17 protein-coding genes are annotated in these 23461 nt (G+C 73.2%); 13 read left to right on the top strand and 4 right to left on the bottom strand.

What is annotated here, in order from left to right; all coding sequences use genetic code 11:
- The first annotated feature begins 48 nt into the window (after positions 1–48).
- The 10 genes from ACQZ2A_RS05195 to ACQZ2A_RS05150 all read left to right on the top strand — a co-directional run bounded on the left by ACQZ2A_RS05195 (position 49) and on the right by ACQZ2A_RS05150 (position 13379).
- Positions 49–1020, top strand: a complete 972-nt coding sequence (locus tag ACQZ2A_RS05195; protein ID WP_430207969.1) for a DMT family transporter — start codon at positions 49–51, stop codon at positions 1018–1020.
- A gap of 201 nt (positions 1021–1221) precedes the next feature.
- A complete protein-coding gene (locus tag ACQZ2A_RS05190; RefSeq protein WP_430207968.1) occupies positions 1222–1914 on the top strand; it encodes a 50S ribosomal protein L25/general stress protein Ctc in 693 nt (230 codons plus the stop codon).
- A gap of 121 nt (positions 1915–2035) precedes the next feature.
- Positions 2036–2650, top strand: coding sequence for an aminoacyl-tRNA hydrolase (gene pth, locus ACQZ2A_RS05185; RefSeq protein WP_430207966.1), 615 nt, complete (start codon positions 2036–2038; stop codon positions 2648–2650).
- Positions 2651–2901: 251 nt separating this feature from the next.
- Entirely contained in the window at positions 2902–4431 is a 1530-nt protein-coding gene (locus ACQZ2A_RS05180) for a sugar transferase (protein ID WP_430207965.1), read from the top strand.
- A complete protein-coding gene (locus ACQZ2A_RS05175; protein WP_430207963.1) occupies positions 4431–5216 on the top strand; it encodes a 3'(2'),5'-bisphosphate nucleotidase CysQ in 786 nt (261 codons plus the stop codon). Before ACQZ2A_RS05180 ends, ACQZ2A_RS05175 begins: the two co-directional genes overlap by 1 nt.
- Positions 5213–6124, top strand: a complete 912-nt coding sequence (gene cysD, locus ACQZ2A_RS05170) for a sulfate adenylyltransferase subunit CysD (protein ID WP_430207960.1) — start codon at positions 5213–5215, stop codon at positions 6122–6124. Before ACQZ2A_RS05175 ends, cysD begins: the two co-directional genes overlap by 4 nt.
- A complete protein-coding gene (locus ACQZ2A_RS05165; RefSeq protein WP_430207958.1) occupies positions 6124–7380 on the top strand; it encodes a sulfate adenylyltransferase subunit 1 in 1257 nt (418 codons plus the stop codon). The genes cysD and ACQZ2A_RS05165 overlap by 1 nt, the downstream gene beginning before the upstream one ends.
- 106 nt (positions 7381–7486) lie before the next feature.
- Positions 7487–10879: a PKD domain-containing protein gene (locus ACQZ2A_RS05160; protein ID WP_430207956.1), complete on the top strand. Its 3393-nt coding sequence runs from the start codon at positions 7487–7489 to the stop codon at positions 10877–10879.
- A 212-nt stretch (positions 10880–11091) separates the two neighbouring features.
- The gene (locus ACQZ2A_RS05155) at positions 11092–12522 is read left to right on the top strand and encodes a hypothetical protein (protein ID WP_430207954.1); all 1431 of its coding nucleotides are present in this window, start codon (positions 11092–11094) and stop codon (positions 12520–12522) included.
- A complete protein-coding gene (locus ACQZ2A_RS05150; RefSeq protein ID WP_430207953.1) occupies positions 12519–13379 on the top strand; it encodes a sulfotransferase family protein in 861 nt (286 codons plus the stop codon). The genes ACQZ2A_RS05155 and ACQZ2A_RS05150 overlap by 4 nt, the downstream gene beginning before the upstream one ends.
- A 28-nt stretch (positions 13380–13407) precedes the next feature.
- Here the strand turns inward: ACQZ2A_RS05150 and ACQZ2A_RS05145 are convergent, their stop codons facing one another.
- Positions 13408–14355: a sulfotransferase family protein gene (locus ACQZ2A_RS05145; RefSeq protein ID WP_430208089.1), complete on the bottom strand. Its 948-nt coding sequence runs from the start codon at positions 14353–14355 to the stop codon at positions 13408–13410.
- Between the two features lie 33 nt (positions 14356–14388).
- Positions 14389–15669, bottom strand: coding sequence for a glycosyltransferase (locus ACQZ2A_RS05140; protein ID WP_430207951.1), 1281 nt, complete (start codon positions 15667–15669; stop codon positions 14389–14391).
- A 380-nt stretch (positions 15670–16049) separates the two neighbouring features.
- On the opposite strand from ACQZ2A_RS05140, the gene ACQZ2A_RS05135 reads away from it, so the two are divergent.
- The 3 genes from ACQZ2A_RS05135 (at position 16050) to ACQZ2A_RS05125 (ending at position 20725) form a co-directional block, all read left to right on the top strand.
- Complete coding sequence (locus tag ACQZ2A_RS05135; protein WP_430207949.1) at positions 16050–17552, top strand: O-antigen ligase family protein; 1503 nt, start codon at positions 16050–16052, stop codon at positions 17550–17552.
- Complete coding sequence (locus ACQZ2A_RS05130; RefSeq protein WP_430207946.1) at positions 17539–19119, top strand: flippase; 1581 nt, start codon at positions 17539–17541, stop codon at positions 19117–19119. The genes ACQZ2A_RS05135 and ACQZ2A_RS05130 overlap by 14 nt, the downstream gene beginning before the upstream one ends.
- Positions 19120–19405: 286 nt before the next feature.
- Positions 19406–20725, top strand: a complete 1320-nt coding sequence (locus ACQZ2A_RS05125; protein ID WP_430207943.1) for a hypothetical protein — start codon at positions 19406–19408, stop codon at positions 20723–20725.
- A gap of 76 nt (positions 20726–20801) precedes the next feature.
- Here ACQZ2A_RS05125 and ACQZ2A_RS05120 read toward each other — a convergent pair whose 3' ends face one another.
- Positions 20802–22100, bottom strand: coding sequence for a Wzz/FepE/Etk N-terminal domain-containing protein (locus tag ACQZ2A_RS05120; RefSeq protein ID WP_430207940.1), 1299 nt, complete (start codon positions 22098–22100; stop codon positions 20802–20804).
- Between the two features lie 181 nt (positions 22101–22281).
- Positions 22282–23118, bottom strand: a complete 837-nt coding sequence (locus ACQZ2A_RS05115) for a sulfotransferase domain-containing protein (RefSeq protein ID WP_430207938.1) — start codon at positions 23116–23118, stop codon at positions 22282–22284.
- Between the last annotated feature and the right edge of the window lie 343 nt (positions 23119–23461).

Genomic DNA, 23461 nt, shown 5'->3' with positions numbered 1-23461 from the left:
CACTATACGTCGGTCCTTACACGAGGGCCGGGACCCCAGGAGGACGACGTGGTCGAGGCGATGCGCCGGCGGATGGGGGTGGGCCTGCTCGCCCTCGTCCTCTCGAGCGCGGCGTTCGGCACCTCGGGGCCGTTCGCCAAGGCCCTCATCGAGGCCGGGTGGTCGCCGGGCGCCGTCGTGCTGCTCCGCATCGCCGGCGCCGCGCTGCTGCTGCTCCCGGTCGGGCTGTGGCAGGTCCGGCACCGGCTGCAGGACGTCGTCCGCGAGCTGCCGCTCGTCGTCGGCTACGGCTGCCTCGCCGTCGCCGCGGCCCAGCTCGGCTACTTCCAGGCCGTCGAGCGCCTCGCCGTCGGGGTCGCCCTGCTCATCGAGTACCTCGGCATCGTCCTCGTCGTGCTCTGCGTCTGGGCCCTGACCCGCCGCCGCCCCCACCGGCTCACGGGCCTCGGGATCGTGCTCGCCCTCGTCGGGCTGGCGCTCGTCCTCGACGTCACCGGCCAGCGCACCCCCGACCTCGTCGGGGTCGCGTGGGGCCTCCTCGCCGCCACCGGCCTCGCCGGGCACTACGTCCTCGCCGCCCGCGAGACCACGCTGCCGCCGTTCACCTTCGCCGGGCTCGGGCTGGGGGCCGGGGCCGTCGTCCTCGCGGCCCTCGGGCTCCTGGGCGTCCTCCCGATGCGGGCCGGCGCCTCCGTCGTCGACGTCGCCGGCCTCGACGCCCCGGCCTGGCTGGCCCTGGCCGAGCTCGTCGTCGTCGCGGCCGCGGTCGCCTACGTCCTCGGGGTCCTCGGCGCCCGCCACCTGGGCTCGACCCTGGCCTCCTTCGTCGGGCTCACCGAGGTGCTCTTCGCGGTGCTGTTCGCCTGGCTCGTGCTGGGCGAGCTCCCCGGTCCCTGGCAGCTCGTCGGCGGTGTCGTCATCCTCGCGGGAGTGGCCGCCGTGCGGCTCGGCGAGCGGGCGCAGGCGGAGGAGAGCGAGCACGACGGCGCCGATTTCGACCTTCCGTCCCCCGTCGCCTAGACTCTCCGGGTTGCCTCGGCGAGGGACGTCGCACCGGACGCTGGAGTCCGGCCGGGCCGCAGGGCCCGCGACCATCCGTGATCGACGCTGGCGGTACGCAGACCCACCGGGTCCGCGGGCCGTTCGCGCGCCGGTTCGGTGCCACGCCCCGCGTCGAGGACGCACAGACCGTTCCACGACCCACCCCCAGGAGCCATCCACATGTCCGACAACACCAAGCTCGCCGCCGAGCTGCGCACCCAGTTCGGCAAGGGCGCGGCCCGCAAGATCCGCCGCGACCACAAGATCCCCGCCGTCATGTACGGCCACGGCACCGACCCGGTCCACATCACCCTCCCGGGCCACGAGTCGATGCTCGCCCTCAAGCACACCAACGCCCTGCTGACCCTCGTCATCGACGGCAAGGAGCACCTGGCCCTGGCCAAGGACGTGCAGCGCGACCCGATCAAGCCGGTCATCGAGCACGTCGACCTCGTCGTCGTCCGCAAGGGCGAGAAGGTCACCGTCGAGGTCGCCGTCCACCTCGAGGGCGAGGCCGCCCCCGAGACCGTGGTCACCACCGTCATGGGCACCGTCGAGCTCGAGGTCGAGGCGACCAACATCCCCGAGAACCTCACCCACTCGATCGAGGGCGCCGAGGTCGGCACGCAGGTCCTCGCCTCCGAGCTGGAGCTGCCGAAGGGCGCCACCCTGGTCACCGACCCCGAGGCGCTGGTCGTCAACATCACCCAGCAGATCACGGCCGAGGAGCTCGAGGCCGAGCTCGAGGAGGCCGAGGCCGAGGCCGGCATCGAGCGCGAGGAGTCCGACGAGGAGGCCGCCGAGGCCGCCGAGTCCGCCGAGGGCGAGGCCGCTGCCGAGGGCGAGCAGGAGAAGTCCTCCGACGAGGGCTGACCCCCTCCTCCCACGCACTCCCCGACGGGGCCCGGTCCGCACGGACCGGGCCCCGTCGCCGTCCCCGGGCGAGCCCGGCGGCGACGGCCGGGCCGGTGCGGGCGGACCCGCGCCGGGTGGCATGATCGACGCCGTGAGCGACTCCGGACCCTGGCTCGTCGTCGGCCTCGGCAACCCCGGGCCGCAGTACGCGGGCAACCGGCACAACGTCGGCGCGATGGTGGTCGACGAGCTCGCCCGCCGCTCGGGCACCACGCTGCGCACCCACAAGGCGCGCGCGCACGCGGCGCAGGTGCGCATCGGCACCGGCCCGGGTGGGGTCCCCGGGCCCGCCGCCGTGGTCGGCGTCCCCTCCTGCTACATGAACGAGTCCGGCGGGCCGACCAAGGCGCTGCTCTCCTTCTTCTCGGTCCCGGCCGAGCGCCTCGTCGTCGTCCACGACGAGCTCGACCTCGACGCCGGCACGGTCCGGCTCAAGCGCGGTGGGGGAGAGGGCGGCCACAACGGGCTGCGCTCCATCTCCTCGTCGCTGGGGACCAAGGACTACCACCGGGTGCGGGTCGGCATCGGGCGCCCGCCGGGCCGGATGGACCCCGCCGACTTCGTGCTGCGCGACTTCTCGCCGACCGAGCGCAAGGAGCTGCCGTTCCTCCTCGACGAGGCGGCGGACGCGGTCGAGCAGCTCGTGACGCTCGGGCTGCTCGATGCCCAGCAGCGCGTGCACGCCCCGCGCTGACCGACGGTCCGGTGACCGGCGGGAACACGGCGCTTAACACGGCGTGAACGTCTTCTGGACCGTTTCCTGACGAGTTTCTCCGAAAGCACTACCCGGGTGGGGCCGATGTGCCTAGACTCCGCTCAGACGCCGAACCGGGTGCAGGGCCCGGGGCGACGTGAAGAACGGCGGAGATGCCGGCCGGAGTGCAGGGGTCCGACGTCATCGTCTCTCTTCGAACACCAACGTTGATTGCAGGGGTCGACGGTTCGATGAGCATTGCTCAAGGTACTGGCGCGCGCCCGTGGGTCTCCCCACGAGGCGCGGCACACATCGATCTGGCCAGCTACGGCCACGCCCGGGTCAAGACCGGGCTCACCACGTGGGAGCGCACGCACCGCCGCTCCGTCGTCCTCGTCGACGCCGGGGCCGCCCTCTTCGGGGCGCTCGTCGGGATCGCGGGGCGCAACGCCCTCCTCGGTGACCGCGTCGGCCTCTGGGGCTCCAGCGACTCGGTCCGCCTCACCCTCCTCGTCGCCGCGGTCGCCTGGATCGGGCTGCTCGCCCGCAACGGCGCCTACGCCACCCGGTACGTCGGGGCCGGCACCGAGGAGTACCGCGCGGTCACCCGCTCGGCGCTGGGGCTCGTGGCGCTGGTCGGGGTGACCTCCTTCGCCTTCCAGCTCGAGTTCTCCCGCGGCGTGCTGCTCCTCATGGTGCCGGCCACGGCGGGGGCGACGCTCCTCGGTCGGTACGCGGTGCGCCGCCGCCTCGTGCACCAGCGCAACGCCGGGCTGCACCTGCGCCCGACCCTCGTCGTCGGCGACGCGCGCACCGCGCTCGACGTCGCGCACCGCATCGAGGGCGACCCCGCCACCACGGGCATGAAGGTCACCGCCATCTGCGTCAGCGACCTCCACGACCCGGTGCTCGCCACCGAGAACACCCGCGGCTTCCTCGTCCTCGGCACCGAGGCCGACACCCTCGGCGTCGTGGACCGGATGGACATCGCGGCGGTCGCCGTCGCCAGCAGCCCCACGATGGCCGGTCACACGCTGCGCCGGCTCGGCTGGGCGCTCGAGCAGCGCGACGTCGACCTGCTCGTGGCGCCCGGCGTCGTCGAGGTGGCCGGGCCGCGGCTGACGATGCGCCGCGCCGCCGGCCTGCCGATGCTGCACGTCGAGCGCCCCGTGCAGAGCGGCTGGCGCTACGCGCTCAAGCTCCTCTGCGACCGCCTCATCGGGTTCGCCGGGCTCGTCGCCATCAGCCCCGTCCTGCTCGCCATCGCGCTGCTCATCAAGCGCGACAGCGCCGGGCCGGTGCTCTTCCGCCAGGACCGCGTCGGCGAGGGCGGCCGCGTGTTCTCGATGTACAAGTTCCGCACCATGGTCGTCGACGCCGAGGCCCGGCTGGCCGAGCTCGAGCTGCACAGCGAGGGCAACGACGTCCTCTTCAAAATGCGCCGCGACCCCCGCATCACGCGGGTCGGCGAGGTGCTGCGTCGGTTCTCCCTCGACGAGCTGCCGCAGCTGCTCAACGTCGTGCGCGGCGAGATGTCCCTCGTCGGCCCGCGCCCGCCGCTGGCCGCCGAGGTCGACCGCTACGAGAGCGACGCCGTGCGCCGCCTCCGGGTGCGCCCCGGCATGACCGGCCTCTGGCAGGTCTCCGGCCGCAGCGACCTCTCCTGGCTGGACTCCGTGCGCCTCGACCTCTGGTACGTCGACAACTGGTCGCTCGCACTCGACGCGCAGATCCTGTTCCGCACCGCCAACGCCGTGTTCCGAGGCCGGGGGGCCTACTGATGACGACCACCACCGGGGCGGGGTCGGTGCTCGACGCCGACCACGCGCTCGCCAGGGACCTGGCCGTCGAGGCGGGCCGGCTGCTGCTCGACCTGCGGGGCTCCTTCACCGGCGATGCCGCCGGGCTGCGCGCCGAGGGTGACCGCCGGTCCAACGAGCTGCTGCTCGCCCGGCTGCGCGCCGAGCGCCCCGCCGACGCCGTGCTCAGCGAGGAGAGCGAGGACGACCACGTCCGGCTCGACAGCTCGCGGGTGTGGATCGTGGACCCCCTCGACGGCACGCGCGAGTACGGCGAGGTCCCGCGCGACGACTGGGCGGTGCACGTGGCCCTCTGGGTCGACGGCGCGCTCGCGGCCGGCGCGGTGGCCCGCCCGGCGCGTGGTGACGTCGTCGCCACCGACGCCCCGCCCGTGGTTCCCGACCGTGCCCCCGGCCCGCTCCGGCTGGCGGTGAGCCGTTCCCGCCCACCGGAGTTCGTCACGGCGCTCGCCGAGCACCTCGACGCCGAGCTGGTCCCGATGGGGTCCGCCGGCATCAAGGCCACGGCGGTCCTCGACGGCACCGTCGACGCCTACGTCCACGCCGGCGGCCAGTACGAGTGGGACTCCGCCGCGCCCGTCGCGGTGGCGGCCTCCGCCGGCCTGCACACGAGCCGCACGGACGGATCGGCGCTCACCTACAACGCCGCCGACCCGCGACTGCCCGACGTCGTCGTCGCCCGCCGCGAGGTGGCCGAGACGGTCCTCGGGGCCATCCGCACGATCGAGGGGGGACGGAGCGCATGACCGGTCCGCACCAGTACCAGCTGAGCCACCTCCAGGCCCTCGAGGCCGAGGCCATCTTCATCATCCGCGAGGTCGTCGCCGAGTTCGAGCGCCCCGTGCTGCTCTTCTCCGGCGGCAAGGACTCCATCGTCATGCTGAAGCTCGCCGAGCGGGCCTTCCGTCCGGCCCGCATCCCCTTCCCGGTGCTCCACGTCGACACCGGCCACAACTTCCCCGAGGTGCTCGAGTACCGCGACCGGCGGGTCCGCGAGCTCGGCGTCAACCTCGTCGTCGCCTCGGTCCAGGACGCCATCGACGCCGGCACCGTGGTCGCACCCCCCGACGGCACGCGCAACCGCATCCAGACCCCCGTCCTCCTCGACGCCCTCGAGCAGGGCCGGTACACCGCGGTGTTCGGTGGCGCGCGGCGCGACGAGGACAAGGCGCGGGCCAAGGAGCGGATCTTCTCCTTCCGCGACGACTTCGGCCAGTGGGACCCCAAGAACCAGCGCCCCGAGCTCTGGAGCCTGTACAACAGCCGGATCCACCCGGGCGAGAGCATCCGCGTCTTCCCGCTCTCGAACTGGACCGAGCTCGACATCTGGCACTACATCCAGCACCAGCGGGTCGACCTGCCCTCCATCTACTTCGCCCACGACCGCGAGGTCGTCGACCGCCAGGGGATGCTCTACGCGGTCAACGAGTTCATCGAGCCGCGTCGGGGCGAGGCGGTCGTCAAGAAGCGGGTCCGCTACCGCACCGTCGGGGACGCCAGCCTGACCGCGGCCGTCGAGAGCGACGCCGACACCGTGGCCGCGGTCATCGACGAGGTCGCCTCGACGCGCATCACCGAGCGCGGGGCGACGCGCGGCGACGACAAGTTCAGCGAGTCCTCCATGGAGGACCGCAAGCGCGAGGGGTACTTCTGATGGACATCCTCCGGTTCGCGACCGCCGGGTCGGTCGACGACGGCAAGAGCACCCTCATCGGGCGCCTGCTCTACGACACCAAGACCGTCTTCCAGGACCAGATCGACGCCGTCGAGCGGGTCAGCCGGGAGCGCGGCGAGGACCACACGAACCTCGCGCTGCTCACCGACGGCCTGCGCGCCGAGCGCGAGCAGGGCATCACCATCGACGTGGCGTACCGCTACTTCGCCTCTCCCAAGCGCAAGTTCATCATCGCCGACACCCCGGGGCACATCCAGTACACCCGCAACATGGTGACCGGCGCCTCCACCGCCGACCTCGCCCTCGTCCTCGTCGACGCGCGCAAGGGTCTCGTCGAGCAGAGCCGGCGGCACGCCTTCCTCGCGACCCTGCTCCAGGTGCCGCACATCGTCCTCGTCGTCAACAAGATGGACCTCGTCGACTGGTCGCAGGAGGTGTTCGAGCGGCTGCGCGAGGAGTTCGTCGGCTTCGCCACCAAGCTGCGCATCCCCGACCTCGAGGTGATCCCCGTGTCCGCGCTGCGCGGCGACAACGTCGTCGAGCGCTCCGAGAACATGCCCTGGTACACCGGCGCCAGCCTGCTGCACCACCTCGAGAACGTCCACGTCGCCAGCGACCGCAACCTCATCGACGTCCGGTTCCCGGTGCAGTACGTCATCCGGCCCCAGTCCGACGAGTACCACGACTACCGCGGGTACGCCGGACAGGTCGTGGGCGGCGTCCTCAAGAAGGGCGACGACGTCATGGTCCTGCCGTCGGGGTTCACCTCCCGCATCGCGGCCGTCGAGACCGCCGACGGCGAGGTCGACGAGGCCTACCCCCCGATGTCGGTCACGGTGCGCCTCGAGGACGAGATCGACATCTCGCGTGGTGACATGCTCTGTCGCCCGCACAACATGCCCACCGTCACGCAGGACATCGACGCGATGGTCTGCTGGATGGACGAGACCGCACCCTTCCAGGTGGGACGCAAGTACGCGCTGAAGCACACGACCCGCACGGCGCGCGCCGTCGTGCGCGACCTCCAGTACCGCCTCGACGTCAACACGCTTCACCGCGACGAGGACGCAACCGGCCTCTCCCTCAACGAGATCGGCCGGGTTCGGCTACGCACCACCGTCCCGCTCATGTGCGACGACTACGGGCGCAACCGGAACACAGGGGGCTTCGTCCTCGTGGACGAAGGCACCAACCGCACCGTTGCCGCGGGGATGATCGCCGATGCCAACCGCTGAGCGCGGTCCGGCAGGGGACGCACACCTCGAGCAGCCAGCACACAGCCAGCGGGCGCAGGGCCCGACGGAGCCGCCGCGGCGGCAGAGCACACGCAGGAGCCGTCCCATGAGATTCCGATCCTTGGTGGTCACCGTCGCGATGACCCTCGCGACCGGTGTGATCGCCAGCAGCACACCGGCGCAGGCGACGCCGGACCCGGCGTCTCCGCCGACGCCCCGCGCCATGCCGACCGAGATCCCCTCGGCGACCACGCCGGGCATCACCGTCGGTACCAAGGCCATGTCGTTCGCCGAGGTGGGGGACAAGATCTTCGTCGCGGGGACGTTCACCGAGGTCGGGGGTCAGTCCCGCTCCGGGCTCGCGGCCTTCGACCGCGTGACCGGCGCGCTCGACGCGACGTTCAACCCGACGATCCTCGGCCAGGTGTACGCCGTGACCCCGGGTCCGAGCGCGAACACCATCTACGCGGCCGGCATCATCCGCAACGTCAACGGCACCCCGCTCAACAAGGTCGCGCTCCTCGACGCCACCACGGGTGCGCCGATCGCCGGGTTCAAGCCGCCGGCCATCGACCAGGCCGTCCAGGACCTGAAGTTCCGGGCCGGCAACCTCTACCTCGCCGGTGACTTCACGACCGTCGGCGGGGCGCAGCGGCTGGGGCTCGCGAGCCTCAACCCCACCACCGGCGCCCTGACCGACGCCCTGCGCGTCGACCTCACCGAGCACCACAACACCGACCCGACGCAGGTCCAGAAGGCCGTCGGCGGCAAGTCCCTCGACATCACGAAGGACGGCAGCCGGCTCGTCGTCATCGGCAACTTCCGCAAGGCCAACGGTCTCGACCGCGACCAGGCGGTGCAGATCAACCTCACCGGCACCTCCTCCTCGATCGACCCGTGGCAGACCAACGGCTTCAAGCCGCTCTGCTACAACTTCGCCAACGACTGGACGGTCCGCACCGTCTCGCTCTCGCCCGACGGCAGCTACTTCGTCATCGGCTCCGGCGGCGGCGGCGGGCCCGCGATCGGCACCCTCTGCGACACCGCGACCAAGTGGACGACGCGCAACCCCGTCGTCGACGCCAAGCCGGAGTGGGTCTCCTCGGCCGGCGGCGACACGATCTGGGCGGTCGCGGTCACCGACAGCGCCGTCTACGTGGGCGGCCACCAGCGCTGGATGAACAACACGCTCGGCAACGACTTCGCCGCTCCCGGCGCCGTCCCGCGCTCCGGCCTCTCCGTCGTCGACCCGCTCTCGGGCGTGCCGATGAAGTGGAACCCCGGTCGCGTCCCGCGCGGCACCGCGGTCTTCGGGATGCTCGCCGCCCGCGACGGCATCTGGATCGGGTCGGACACCGACTACATCAGCATCAACCCGGCCTACAAGCGCCAGAAGCTGGCCTTCTTCCCCTACAAGGGCGGCTACACGGCGACGGCGACCACCACGCCGACGCTCCCGGCCACCGTCTACGACGGTCGGGGTGGGCTCGGCTCGGCCACCAACGTCCTCTACCGCGTCAACGCCGGTGGCCCGGCCGTCGGCTCCGGTGACTCCGGCCCCGACTGGGCCGCCGACGACGGCTTCGACAGCCCGTACCGCAACTCCGGCAGCAACGGTGCCGGCTGGTCGCCGGCCGCCACGTACGACCCCTCCGTGCCGGCCACGGTCCCGACCGCGCTCTTCGACTCCGAGCGCTGGGACCCGGACGGCGCCCCGGAGCTGCAGTGGTCCTTCCCGGTGACCGCCGGGGTGCCCGTGTCGGTCAACGTCTACTTCGCCAACCGGTGCGACTGCACCGCGGGTGCGGGGCAGCGCATCTTCGACATGTCCATCGACGGCGCGCTGAAGATCGACGACCTCGACCTCTCGGGCCAGGTGGGCCACAACCGGGCCACGAAGCGGTCCTTCCCGATCACGAGCGACGGGACCGTCAACATCGACTTCACCCACGTCGTCGAGAACCCGCTCGTCAACGCGATCGAGATCGTCCGCACCGACGTCACCCCCGGCCCGGTGCAGACCGACTCCCTCGCCTCCTGGCGCTTCGACGGCACCACCGCCGGCCCCGAGAACCTCTCGGCGTCGGGCATCGACTGGTCGACCGTCCGCGGCGCCTTCACGGTCGGGGACAAGCTGTTCTACGGCACCGCCAGCACGCTGATGACCGCCTCCTTCGACGGGCGCACCATCGGCACGCCGGTCGCGGTCAACCCCTACCACGACCCGAAGTGGAAGGACTGGCCGAACGGCAGCGGCGGCACCTACGACGGCAACACGCCCAACTTCTACGGCGAGCTGTCCTCGGTCCGCGGCATGTTCTACACGAACGGCAACGTCTACTACGCCAACGGCGGGACGTCGCTGCGGTCCATCCCGTTCTCGCCCGACAGCGGCATCGTCGGCCCGGTCTCCTCGAACGTCTCCTCGTCGATGAGCTTCGCCGACGTCGGCGGGATGTTCGTCGCCGGCTCGACGCTGTACTTCGTCAAGCGCAGCACGGGCGACCTGTGGTCGATCGGCTGGACCGGCACGACGACGACCGGGTCCGAGACCCGCGTCGACGGCCCGAGCACGGGTGGGCGCAACTGGAACGGTCGGGCGCTCTTCCTGGGCAACCCCGCGGCCAACAAGGCGCCGGTGGCCGCGTTCACCTCGTCGTGCACCGGCCTGACGTGCTCGTTCGACGGCTCGACGTCGAGCGACCCCGACGGCACCGTGACCGGCTGGTCGTGGGCCTTCGGTGACGGCACCACCGCCACCGGTCCGTCCGTCTCGCGCACCTACGCGTCGGGCGGGGCGAAGTCGGTGACCCTCACGGTGACCGACAACGCCGGCGACTCCGACTCGGTCACCAGGACGGTGAACCCGGTGGCGGCACCGGCCGGGACCGGGTTCGTCGCCCGGTCGGCCACCACCGACGCCGCGGCCACGGTCAAGACCCTCCCGGTCCCGGCGCAGACCCAGGCGGGCGACACGATGCTCGTGCACTGGGTCGGCGACCCGGCGTCGACGCCGACGTCCGACCCGGCGGGCTGGACCCGTGTGCGCACGGTGAACATCGGGACGGCGCTGTCGTCGGTCGTCTGGACGAAGCAGGCCGTGGCCGGTGACACCGGCGGCTCGGTCTCGCTGACCCAGCCGGTCTCGCGGCGCACGACGGCCCAGCTGCTCGTCTACCGCGGGTACGGCGGTGTGGCCGCCTCGGCCTCGACGACGGACTCCGGGACGGCGACGCACCTGACGCCGGCCCAGCCGGTCCTCGCCGGTGACTACGTCGTCGCGCTGTTCGCCGACCGGTCGACCACCACGGACTCGTGGACGCCGGCCGGTGGGCAGACCGCTCGGGGCTCGGTCCTCGGGACCTCGACGACGCGGTACTCCACGTTCGTCTCGGACGCCGGAGCCCCGTCCTCGGCGGGCACCGACCCCGGCACGAGTGCCGTGGTCAACGCCCCGTCGCTCAAGGGCATCGGCATGAGCGTGGTGCTGCGTCCCTGACGTCGGGCCCGACCGCCCCGGCCCCTCCCTCGGGGTCGGGGCGGTCCTCGTCCCGGCGGGCGTCGCGCGGACCGGACCCGGTCCGGCGCCGAGCACGCCACACCTACACTGGGGGAGGGAGACGCCGTGAGGGGGCCCTGCTCCGCCCGACCCCGCACCGGGTGCACCCCGAGCCCAGGACGACGCCGACGAGGAGCGAGAACCGACCGGCCATGACCCGCTCCCGCCGCACCGCACTCGTCGCCGCCCTGGTCGGCGCCCTCGTGGCGCTCGCCGGGTGCACCGAGGAGCCGTCCCCGGCCCCGGTCCCCTCCGCGACGCACACGACGACGCCGCTCGGGGCCAAGTGGGTCTGGGCCGAGTTCGACCGCGTCAGGCCCGCCCTCGCCGCGCTGCGCGGCGGGCACACCTACGTCGAGGTCGTCCTCTGCGACGTCCAGCCACGCCGGGGGCAGTTCGACTGGTCGGTGCCGGACTCCTACGTCCAGCGCGCCCGCGAGATCGGCATCGGCAGCCTCGTCAAGCTCCGCACGGGTCGCTGCTGGGCCACCCCCGGGCAGACGAAGTACGCCCGGGGACAGGGCGTCACGGAGTCGGCGATGCCGGGCGACATGGCGGTCTACACCGACTTCGTGCGCCAGGCCGTGCAGCGGTACTCCGCCCTGGGCGTCACCGAGTACGCCGTCGAGAACGAGGTCAACAGCCCGAGCTTCTGGGACGGCACGCCGCAGCAGTACGCGACCCTCGCGCGGACCGCCGCCCGTGCGGTGCACGACGCGGACCCCGAGGCGCGCGTGGTCGACGCCGCGGTGAGCAGCGCCGGGACGGGCTACGCCGTCGCCTCCGCGCTGCTGGACGCCGGCCGCGACGACGAGGCGGTGCGGACCTACCGCGCCTACTACGAGCGCCGGTTCGGCACCCGGGACGGAGAGGCCTCCATCGACGACGTCTCGGACGTCGCCGGGCTGCGTGCCGAGCTGGCCCGCCCCGGCCCGGCGTCGATGGTCCGCTTCACGGACACCATCAACGACCTCGTCGCCGAGGGGGTCTTCCAGGTCCGCCAGGTCCACTTCTACGAACCGTGGCAGGCCCTGCCCGCGACCCTCGCCTACCTGCGCTCGGTGACGCCCGCGTCGGTGCCGCTGGAGATGTGGGAGCTCGGCCTCTGGGACGACGACCGCTCGGTGCAGCCGTCCGCGCGCACGGCCGAGGTGGTCAAGGCCACCGTCATCGCGCTGGCCGCCGGGGTGCAGAAGGTGCTGTGGCTCCCGTTGCAGGACAACCCGTCCGGGCGCCTGGGGGCGACCCTGCACGGTCTCGTCACGGCGTCGGGCGACGTGCGCGGCTCGTTCAGCGCCTTCGCCCTGCTCGCGCGGGCCGCCGCCGACGGCGCCGCGGTGGCCCCGGTCGGCCGGGCCGGCCTGGCCGGCGCGACCTTCGGCTCGACCCGACCGACCGTCGTCACCTGGGCCACGGGGGCCCGGGTCCGCTTGCCCTCGGTGCCGGGGTCCTCGGGGACGGTGCTCGACGGCGCGGCCACCCTCACCGACACCACCGGCGCCGCGGCCACCACGGTCACCCGCCAGCCGGTGCTCATCACGACCAGCGGAGCACCCGACGCCCTCGAGGAGATCACGCAGTGAACGACCCCCGGACCGTGACGCCCCCCGCGGGCGCCCCCTCCGTCGACCCGTCCCGGCTCGTCTTCGTGGGCGGGCTCCACCGCAGCGGGACCACGCCGTTCGCCCGGATCCTGGCCCGGCACCCGGACGTCAGTGGCCTCGAGGGCACCGGCGTCATCGAGGACGAGGGCCAGCACCTGCAGTCGGTCTACCCGCCGGGGACCACCTACGGGGGCTCGGGCCACTTCGCGCGCGACCCGCGCGCCCACGTCACCGAGTCCAGCCCGCTCGTGTCACCGGAGAGCGCCGAGCGCCTGCTCGCCGCCTGGACGCCGTACTGGGACCTCGGCCGGTCCCGGCTCGTCGAGAAGTCGCCCCCGAACCTCACCAAGAGCCGCTTCCTCCAGGCGCTCTACCCGGGAGCCCGGTTCGTCATGGTCGTCCGGCACCCGGTGACGGTCGCGCTGTCCACCCGCAAGTGGACCCACTTCCTCTCGCGCGACCCCCGCAAGTTCGCCACCCTGAGCGACCTGGTCGAGCACTGGCTCCTCGCCCACCGCATCCTCCGGGAGGACCTGCCGCACCTCGAGCACGTCCACGTCGTGCGGTACGAGGACTTCGTGCGCGACCCCGACACGACCTTCGAGGGCGTGCGCGCCTTCCTCGGCCTGGCCGGCCCCATCCCCACGGACACCGTGCGGGGCGCGGCCAGCGACGTCTACGAGCGGACCTGGGCCTCCTACCGCCGGCCCTGGCGGCCGGGCAGGGTGCAGCGCGCGCTCATCACCCGGCGCTTCGGCGCGGAGATCGCCGGCTACGGCTACGACCTGGACGACCTCATGGCCTTCGACCCCGCCCGCTCGCCGCTGCTGGGGTGAGCCGACCCGCCGGGGCCGGTACCCGGCGTCAGCCCCGGGCCCGGTACCCGAAGCGACGCAGCCCGGGGGCGCAGAGCAGGGTGACCGCCCAGCGCTGCAGCGCCGGCATCGCCGTGCGCCACTCGTCGTCCCGGCGCACGCGCACCGCACCGGCGTCCAGCCGGTCGGGGTTGCCGGCCACCGAATGGGTGGGCGCCAGGTGGATCGCCGACCCCTCGACGAGCCCCTCGGGGACGCTCGTCCCGAGCGCCTCGGCGATCCGGGCCAGCTCGGCGGCGGGGTCGTCGACGAAGTCCTCGTAGCGCACGGTCATCCGTCGCTCGGCCGGCCACCACCGCGGGACCATGAGGTTCCACAGCACCCAGATGACCGAGCTGCGGACCACGGAGATGCGAGGCATCCGCGCGCTGTCGGCGGCGTCGCGCGTCGCCTTGCTGCGGCGCCAGGAGAAGGCCGTCGCGCGGGGGTCGCGCACCACGTGGACGAGGAAGACCTCCACGCCGGGGAGCCCGTCGAGCAGCCGCGCGTACGGGGGGAGCTTGGAGGAGTCGACGATCGCCTGCTCCGCACCGGGCCGGGCGGCCAGCGCGTGGTACAGGTCGCCGATCACGGGGTCGTCGGGGTGGGGGAGGACCTCGGGGCGACCGCGCAGCCGTCGCAGCTCCATGGCCGGCACCGAGCGGACGCGGAGCCGGGCGTCGATCCGCTCGGCGGTGCCGGCGGGGTCGAGGTCCCCGTGAGTGGACGCGACCTCGGCCATCACGTCCTGCCAGAAAGGACACTCCGAGAACGGTTTCCCGCATCCGCAGAGATGGTTCGCCGCGGCTCCGCGGCCCCAGGTGTAGCGCGCCTCGCCGACGGACAGGCAGCCGGGCAGCTGGCCGATGACGTTGCTCACGAGCGTGCTGCCGCTGCGCCCGGTGCCCGCGACGAACGCGACGCGGGCGACGCCGCGGGTGGACGGTCGGGCGGGCAGCTGGTCGGCCGGCCTGGTGGCGTCGGCGATGGCTCAGCCCTCCGTCGTCGTGTGCGCGCGGCCGCGCTCGCTGGCCCGGCGCGCCTCATCATAGACAGCGGCCAGACCCGCGAGATGGACCTCGCCGGTGAACTCGGCCGTGAAGCGCTCGCGGGCGCGGGAGCCCATCGCCCGGGCGCCGTCGGGGTCGGCGGCCAGCCCGCCGAGCACCCGGGCCAGGGCCTCAGCGTCGTTCGGCGGGACCAGGTGCCCCTCCACGCCGTCGCGCACCAGCTCGGGCATCCCCCCGAGGTCGGTCGCGACGACCGGGGTGGCCGCGGCGAACGCCTCGAGGATGGTCATCGGCTGGTTCTCGTACCAGCGGGAGGGGACCACCATCGCCACCGAGCGCCGCACGAGGTCGGCGACCTGCGCCTTGTCGAGCCGCCCGTGGAAGTGCACGCGTCCCGGCGCCACCTGCGCGGCGAGGGCCTCGAGCTCGGCGCGGGAGGGTCCGTCCCCGGCGACGTCGAGCCCGATGCCGTCCGGCGCGCCGCCGACCGCGCGCACGAGCGTGTCGACGCCCTTCTCGGGCGAGAGCCGCCCGGCGAAGACGAACCGGGCGCCCGCGCCGGGCCCGGCGGGCGGCGACGGGACCGGCGCCTCCTCGCCGCCGGAGACGACGTTGGCCAGGGTGACGATGCGCTCCGGGGCCATCCCCGCCCGCACCATCACCTCGCGGAGGAAGTGGCTCGGGCTGACGAAGCGGTCGACCGCGTCGTAGGCGTGCAGCCGCCGGTGCAGCCCGGACTCGAGCGCGAGGACCGCGCTGGCACCGAGCGACCCGGACTTGCAGCGTTCGCGGACGGCGTTGAGCGTGCTGCCGCCGACGCAGCGCTCGCAGACCGCGCCGTGGCTGAGCATCTGGTAGCTCGGGCAGGCGAGCTTGTAGTCGTGCAGCGTCATCACGGAGGTGATGCCCCGGGCGCGCACCGGCCTCAGCACGGACGGCGAGAGCTGGTGGTAGACGTTGTGGAAGTGCACGACGTCGGGCCGGAAGCGGTCGAGCGCGCGGGCCAGCCCCCGGCCGCTCGCGGGCGACCACACCATGCGGGCCGAGGCGGCGAGGCCGGCGAGCCCGCCCGGTGCGGGCTCGAGCTCGACGTGGGGCGCGAAGGTGTCGGCGAGCGGGAGCCCCGGCAGGTTGTCCGGGTGGTCCATGCCCCAGTACTCCACGTCGTGCCCGGCGGCCCGCTGGAGCTCGCTGAGGTCGAGCAGGTACCCCTCGGCGCCGCCGCGGCGGTAGAGGAACTTGTTGACGTGGAGGATGCGCATCGGCGGTCCGGTCCCTGACTTCCGTGGTGCGGATGGCTCGGCGCCCCGGCGCGGGCGCGGCGCCCGGCGCGGGCGCCACGTCCATCCTGCCCGAGCGGCCCGGTCACCGGGCGCGTTCGGTGACCCGACACACCCCCACCTGCGAGAACGCGCCCCGCGTCGCTCGGCGGGCGACGGCGGGACGGGCCGGATCCCGGCGATCCCGCCCCTCGGCGGAGAAGGGTCCGTACAGTAGTCTGCAGCGAGCCGGTCAGGGCGCAGGGGACACGTGCGACCGGCGGTCCCCTCGTGCTGGTCGGCGCGTGCCGCCTTGACCGATCGACCCGCGACGGCCCGGCGCCCCGGCCCCCGGGGTCGCCCCGGCCGGTGAGGACCCCGCCGTGACCCTCGAGCTCTCCCCCGTGCTGAGGCGTCCCCTCCCGCCCACCCTCGACCCGCGCTGGAACCGCACGGTGACCGTCGGGCTCGTCCTGATGGCCGTCGTGGCCTCGATCCTCAGCGGGTACGGGCTGGTCTCCGGTCAGAGCCGGATGGCCGTCCTCCCGCTCGTGGCCGTGGCAGGGCTCGGCCTGGTGGTCGTCGCGTTCACCCGGTTCAGCTGGTTCGTCCTCCTGCTGCTCGTCGTCCGGGCCAGCACCGACGTCGTCAGGTTCAGCGGGAGCGACGCCGGCACGACGGCCTCGAACACCGTCACCGCCCGCGGCCTGGACCCGTCGAGCATCATCGGGGTGCTCTTCCTCGTCTTCGCCCTGCTCTGGCTGGCGGCCAGCTTCTACGAGCGTGGCTCGCTGCGCTTCTCGGTCGTCAGCACGATGCTCCTCGCCTTCCTCGTGGCCGGGGCGCTCAGCGTGCTCGGGTCCGACCACCCGCAGGCCAGCGCGCTCCAGCTCGCCCGGCTGACCTCGGCCGTGATGATGTTCGTCGTCCTCGAACGGCTCATCACCGACCGGGCGATGCTGCGCAGGGTGCTCACCGCCTGCTTCCTCGCGCTCGTCGTGCCGCTGGCGTACACGGTGCTCGGGCTGTTGTCGGGGGACGCCTCGAGCGAGGTCAAGGGCGGGTTCACCCGGCTCACCGGCACCTTCACCCAGTCCAACGACTACGCCCGCTTCCTCACCTTCCTGCTCCTGCTCGGCGTGGCCGTCCTGCCGTACGTGGGCAGGCGGGCCAAGCGCCTGCTCGCGCCGCTGCTCGCGGTGGCCGGCGTCTTCCTCCTGCTCACCCTGACCCTGGGGGCGATCGGCGCGGCCGCCGTGGGCGTCGGGATCATCGCCCTGGTCCAGCGGCGCACCCGCCTGCTGGCCCTGCTCGCGGTCGGCGGTCTCGGCGCGTTCGCCGTCGTGCCGGGGCTGGTCGGCCGGCTCACCGAGAGCGCGGCGACCGAACAGCTCGGCGGCGGGGCCACCGGCAACTCGCTGTCCTGGCGCCTCGGGTACTGGGAGAGCCTGCTGTCGGTGAACAAGGCCAACCCGGTCACGGGCATCGGGCTCAACGCGACGCAGTACTACACCGAGTCGGCCAAGCAGCCGCACAACGACTACCTCAGCGCCTACGTGGAGACCGGCATCATCGGCCTGGTTACCTACCTGGGGCTCGTCGCCGCGATGCTCTTCGTGGCCGCGCGGGCGGTCCGGCGCACCGAGAAGCACACCCTCGAGTGGGGCGTCGCGGTCGGCGCGGTCGTCTGCATCGTCATGTTCGCGGTGATGAGCGTGGCCGCCAACGTCATCCAGAGCCTGGCGAACTTCTGGTACGTCCTCGCCATCACCGCCTGTGCCTCGGCCGCCGGGGCCCTCGGCCCCGCGCGGCGGCGCGCCCGGGACGACGACGCGAGCGCCGACGCCGGCGCGGGGCGTGCCGAGCCCGCGCATGCGGCGGGCTGACGTCCCGGTCCCGGCCCCGGCCGGGACCCCCGACGTCGCCGACGACGGGCGGGGCGGCGGAGGCGGGGGCGACGACCTGCGCCGGATGGCCCGCGGCGGCGGGCTGAACATCGTCGGGGCCGCCTTCAGCCAGGGCTCGCTGTTCGTCATCATGCTCGTCCTGGCCCTCACGACCTCCGGGGCCGACGTCGGGCGCTACTCGATGTGCTACGCGCTGCTGACCATCCTCACCCTCGTCGCGCTCGGCGGCGTCCGGGCCACGCTCACCCGCTTCGTCGCGATGCGCCTCGCCGACGCGGACCCCGGCGCGGTCCGCGGCACCGTCCGGCTCGGGATGGCGGTGGCCGTCGGCGGGGGCCTCGCGGTCTCCGGCGCCCTGGCCCTGTGCTCCGGCTGGGTCGCCGGCGTCCTCCAGGAGCCGGGGCTGCGCGACGGCATCCTCCTCGTCGCGCTGGCCGTCGGCGCGGCCACCGTCCAGGGTGCCGCCCTGGCCGCGACCCAGGGCTGGCGCAGCCAGCGGGCCTTCACCCTCATCGGCCAGGTCCTCGACCCCGGGCTGCGCGTGGTGCTCACCGCGCTCGCGCTCTGGCTCGGCCACGGCCTGATGGGCGCCCTCTGGGCCCTGGTCATCTCCACGTGGACCGCCGGGCTGCTCGCGGTCGTCGTCCTCGTGCGCCGGATGCGCCAGGTCGAGCCGGCCCGCCCCACCTACACGCCGCGCCCGATGGCCTCCTTCGCGGTGGTCAGCTGGGGCTCGACCCTCGCGACGACCGGGCTCGTGTGGACCGACACCCTCATCCTCGGGCACCTCACCTCGGCCGAGGACGTCGGCACGTACACGGTCGCCACGCGGCTGGTGGGGCTGGCCATCTTCGTCCTCAACCCCATCAACTCGGCGTTCGTGCCCTCGGTCGCCCGCCTGCACCACCTCGGCGACCGCGACGGTGTCGACCTCGCCTACGGCGCCGCGAACCGCTGGATCATCCGGCTGTCCGTCCCGGCGTTCATCCTCCTGCTCGTCTTCCCGGCCGAGCTCCTGGGGCTCTTCGGCGGTGGGTACGCGGCGGCGGCGGCCGTCACGGTGGTGCTCGCCGTCGGGCAGCTGGCCAACGCGGCCGCCGGGCCCTGCGGGTCGGTGCTCAACATGACCGGCCTGGTCCGGATCAGCCTGGTCGACAACGTGGCCGCCCTCGTCCTCAACGTCGTGCTCAACCTCGTCCTCGTCCCGCGCTTCGGCGTGCTGGGGGCGGCGGTCGCGTGGACGGCATCGCTGCTGCTCGTCAACGCGACGAAGTGGCTGCAGGTGCGTCGCATCCTCGGCATCCGGGCGCGGGGGACCGGGACGGTGGCCACGCTCGTCGCGGCCGCCCCGGCCGCCCTCGTGGCGGTGCTCCTCGGGCTGGCCGTCGACGGCACCACCGCGACGCTCCTCCTGGCGGCACCCGCCGTCGTGGTCGTGTACCTCTCGGTCCTCCTGCTGCGGGGGCTCGAGGCCGACGACCGCGCCCTCCTCGCCGGCCTCCTGAGGCGCCGGAAGGGGCGTGCGGCAGGGGTCGCACCGTCCTGAGACGAACGGTCCTCAGGGAGCGCACAGCGGACGAACGTGCAGGTCAGGGTGGGTGCGGCCGGGAGCGCGGACGAACGCCGCGCCATCCGGATCGTTCGTTTCCCCGTCACCGGGCCGTCATCCTCAGTACTCTGCGAATCCCCTGCCCGTCGGAGTCATCACCCCTGTGACGGCGTTCCCTGCCCGCCGTGGCCCGTCCACGAGCCGGTGACTCCCACGACCGAAGTGAAGATCACCCATGCCGAAAACCTCTGTGAAACCGGCAGCCGTGCTCGCATGCACCACCATGCTCGCACTCGCCGCCTCCGCCCTCTCCACCGCCCCCGCCAGCGCGTCCCCCGCGGGCGCCGCCACCCTCGCCTCGGGCGCCGCGGCGGCCACCCCGGCGAGCACCGGCGTCCGTCCGGCCCTTCCCACCGGCACCCTCCGGACGGTCACCGTCAGCACGACCGCCCAGCTCAAGAGCGCCATCGGGTCCGCGGCGCCGGGCACCGCCATCCTCGTCCGCAAGGGCAGCTACGTCGGCCCCTTCGACATCCTGAGGTCCGGCACGGCCAAGAACCCCATCTCCGTCCAGCCCTACGGTGATGGCGCCGTGACCCTCACCGCCAGCCTCGCGATGCCGAGCTGCGGCGCCACCGGCCCGGACATCAACCGCACCGTGCGCTTCCGCCAGGCCGCCTCCTACTGGGCCTTCCAGAACCTCAACATCTCCGGCGGCGTCTACATCCCCGGTGCGGGCGTGCAGCACGCCTACGCGTGGATGCAGAAGTCGATCAAGAACAACGACTGGCGCACCCTTCGTGCGGTCCCCGGCCGCGGCACCAACGACGCGGTGGCCGCGCGCAGCGCGATCTCGTACGTCGCGGCCAAGGCCGGTGCCACCCTCAAGCCGGTCGACGGCGTCCAGCTCATCGGCAACACGATCACCCGCAAGGGTGTCCACATCACGATGTCGCGCTACGGCGTGATCAAGAACAACACGATCAGCGACATCGCCTGCGGCGTCGGACCGGGGATCTGGTTCGGCACGTACAGCGACGGCTGGACGGTCACCGGCAACTCCCTCGCCCGCATCGCCGCCTCCACCGTGAAGCACTACATGCAGGAGGGCATCCGCGTCGACAACGGGTCGAACTACAACGTCATCGACCGCAACCGGATCGCCGACCTGCCGGGCGACGGGCGGGCCTTCACGACCGACCAGACCGCCTCGTACAACCGGTTCACCTACAACACGGCGAGCAACATCGCCATCGGCTTCAACGACCAGATGGCCGGCTGGGGCAACCTGTGGGACCACAACACGGTCACCGGCTACCGGTCGGCGGGCATCGCCTTCCGGATGATGGACGCCCCCCTGCGGACGCCGTCGATGGCCACCAGCACCAACGCCTCGACCGTCACGTGCAACACCCTGAGCGGCACCGGCGCCGGCCTGCAGATCGGCGCGATGATGAAGTCGAAGGTCGCGGACAACCGCATCACCTCGACCAAGCTCGGCCCGTACGTGGCGTCCTACTGGGTGGCCCAGGGCAACACCTTCAACGGCAAGGCCGCGGTGCCCACCACCGGCGCGACGGCCATGCGCACCGGGGTCTGCTGAGGCGGACCGCCCGAACGCCGGAGGGCCGGCCGACCACATGGTCGGCCGGCCCTCCGGTCGTGCGGGGCGGGGCGGGTCAGGCGTCCACCATCGAGGGCGTGCGCTCGGTGCTCGCCTCGTGCTCGGGCTCCTGCTCCTCGTTCGCGCGCTCGCGGGCCGCGGCCCGGGCGGCCGCCCGACGGGCCTTCTTCGAGGTGCGGGCCGGACGCGGGTGCGTCGGGGGGGCCGTGGAGGAGGCCGGCTCCTGCGACCCGGCGTCCGGGCGGTCCTCCTCCGCCGTCGCCGGGACCGCGTCGGGGGCCGACGCGGGAGCCACCTCGTCGGCGGACTCCTCCTCGGCGGTCACGACCTCGGCGGGTGCCTCCGCGGTGTCGTGCGCGGCGGGCTCGGCGGGGACGGTGTCGGTGGCGACGTGCTTGCCCTCGAGCTCGCGGCCGGACTGCTGGCGGCGGACCGCGGCGATGAACTCGAACAGGGCGATGACGATGATCGCGAAGAGGACCGCGGCACCGGCGACCGGGACGACGAGCTTGACCGTGCTCGCCCCCGTGCGGTCCGGCTCGGCGTCCGTGGTCGTGATGACCTCGGGGTCGGCCGCCGCGGCGGCCTGGACCTGGACCTTGCGCTGGTCGCCGAGGGCGGACTGGTAGGCCTCGTTGGCCAGCGTCTGGGCGTTGACCAGGGTGTTGTACTGCGGCAGCGTGGCGCCGATGGTCTGCGCCTGCTTCTGGGCGGAGGCGATCGAGCCACGGATCAGGCTCGCCGCGCTCTTGTCGCCGCTGGCCGCGTAGGTGGCCTGGGTCTGCTGGAGCCACGTCACCTGGCTGATGGCTGCGGTGTACGCGGCGGAGGGCTCACCGACACCCACCTTCGTGACGTAGTCGTTGACCGCCTTGTTCGCGGCGTCCACGCCCTTCTTGGCGGCGTCGGCCTGGAGGCCGGCGATCTTGCCCTGCGCGGAGTAGATGTTGACCAGGGCGTTGGTGGCCAGCGCGTGGGCCACCTCCGAGGAGGTCTTCTGGTCCTCGCCGCTGTAGGTGAGCGTCACGTTGCTGCTCGCGCCGACCTGGGCCACCGAGACGTTGTCGGTGAGGTCCTCGGAGCTGGCCCCGGTCTCCGTGGCCGTCTGGGCGATCACCGTGGGATCGGCGGCGCTCGCCGCGAAGGCGCTGACGAACTGGTCGATGGCCTGCGGCCCGGTGAACTGGCTGTACTGGGCACCGACCAGGCTCGGGGTGAGGACCGTGGCGGTCGCCGAGTAGGTGCGCGGACTGAGGAGGCCGTAGGTCAGGGCGGCGCCGGCGGCCAGCACCGGGACGAGGACGAGGATCCACAGGCGTCGGCGGGCCACCTTGAGGTAGTCGGCGATCTCCACGGGCACACTCCCTGCTAGGCGAACACGTCTCGAGGGATGTGGACACGGCCCGCGTCCGACGCGGTTCCCTGCACGTAGCCCTTCGACCATGGTAAATGGTCTCCGGCGCCGCGGCAGGGGCTTGGCCCGGATCGTCCTCAGGAACGGCCGCCCGTCCGCTCCGTGGGACGGGCCGTGCGCCTCAGGGCTCGGGCCAGCGCCAGTCCACGCCCGGTAGCGCGTAGAGCTCCTCGTTGCGGGGCGCGTAGTACTCGCGCAGCCGTTGGAGCGTGGCCTCGGGCACGTCGGGACGCGTGGCGGTGGCGTTGAGCGGCACGAGGTGGTCGAGGTGCACCGGCTCCAGCCCGAGGAAGCGCCACGCGGTGGCCAGCGTGCCGTTGGGGTCGGCGAACATCTGCTCGCTCTGGAGCACGAGGACGTCCTCCGGCGCGAAGAGGGTGTGCAGGTGCGCGACCTGCTCCGCGTAGTGGCCGCGGTGCAGGTAGCTCCAGTGGCGGTAGGGATAGCCCTCGTAGGTCACGTCCTCGCGAAGGCGCTCGACCTCGCCCGCGAGCCGCGACTCCTCGAGGTCCAGCGCCCGCTCGAGGGACTCGTTCTCGTGGCCCCGCTCGACCTCGTACCGGTAGTGGCTGAGGAGCCGGTCGACCGGCTCGCGCAGCACCGCGATGAGCTTGACGTCGGGGAGCTCGGCCTTGATCCGCTCCGCGGCGAGGGGGTGGAACATGTAGTACGGGCTGGCCTCGCCCGTGACGCGGAAGCCGGCGTCCGTCTTCTCGAAACGGCTCGCGTACCACGCCCGCCCACGACGGAAGTTGGTGTCGAAGTAGTGGGTTCCCTTGCGCGCCAGGCACGGTGCGACCTCAGGGTGCTGCTCCAGCCAGTCCGCGAACGAGGTCGAGCCGCCCCGCTTGGTCCCGACGACGAGGTAGTCGGGCCGCATCCGCGAGCCCGCGCGGGGCATCGGCCGCAGCGGGGAGAGGACGTTCGCGACCTGTTTGCGCAGTGAGGTGGCGGACATGGGACTCCTCGTGCTCGATGGACCGTGACCCGCCTGCCCGGAGGACCACCCCTGCCGGTCCGGGGCGCCGGTGGGTGTGGCCCCGGCGTCCCGTCCGTGTGCGTGGGGCCCCGCACCGCGAGGCACCCGGATGTCACGACTCTAGGGGGTGGGGCGCTGCGGCGCAGGCGAGTCCGGGACCCGATTCCCCCGAAGCCTTACCGTCGGCGGCCGGAGGCAGTAGATTGGGCCCGTTCGGGACAGGGAGCAGGGCCCTTCCCCGGGTGCCGTCGGTCACCGCGCGCGAGCGCGGGGCCGACGGATCCTGTGGTGCCCCGCATCCGGTCCACCGGTCTTGCAGGGG

The organism is Phycicoccus avicenniae (assembly GCF_050496545.1).
GTDB classification, from domain to species: domain Bacteria; phylum Actinomycetota; class Actinomycetes; order Actinomycetales; family Dermatophilaceae; genus Phycicoccus; species Phycicoccus avicenniae_A.
Note: the sequence above shows the minus strand (reverse complement) of the source record. Positions and strands in the feature narration are given on the sequence as shown.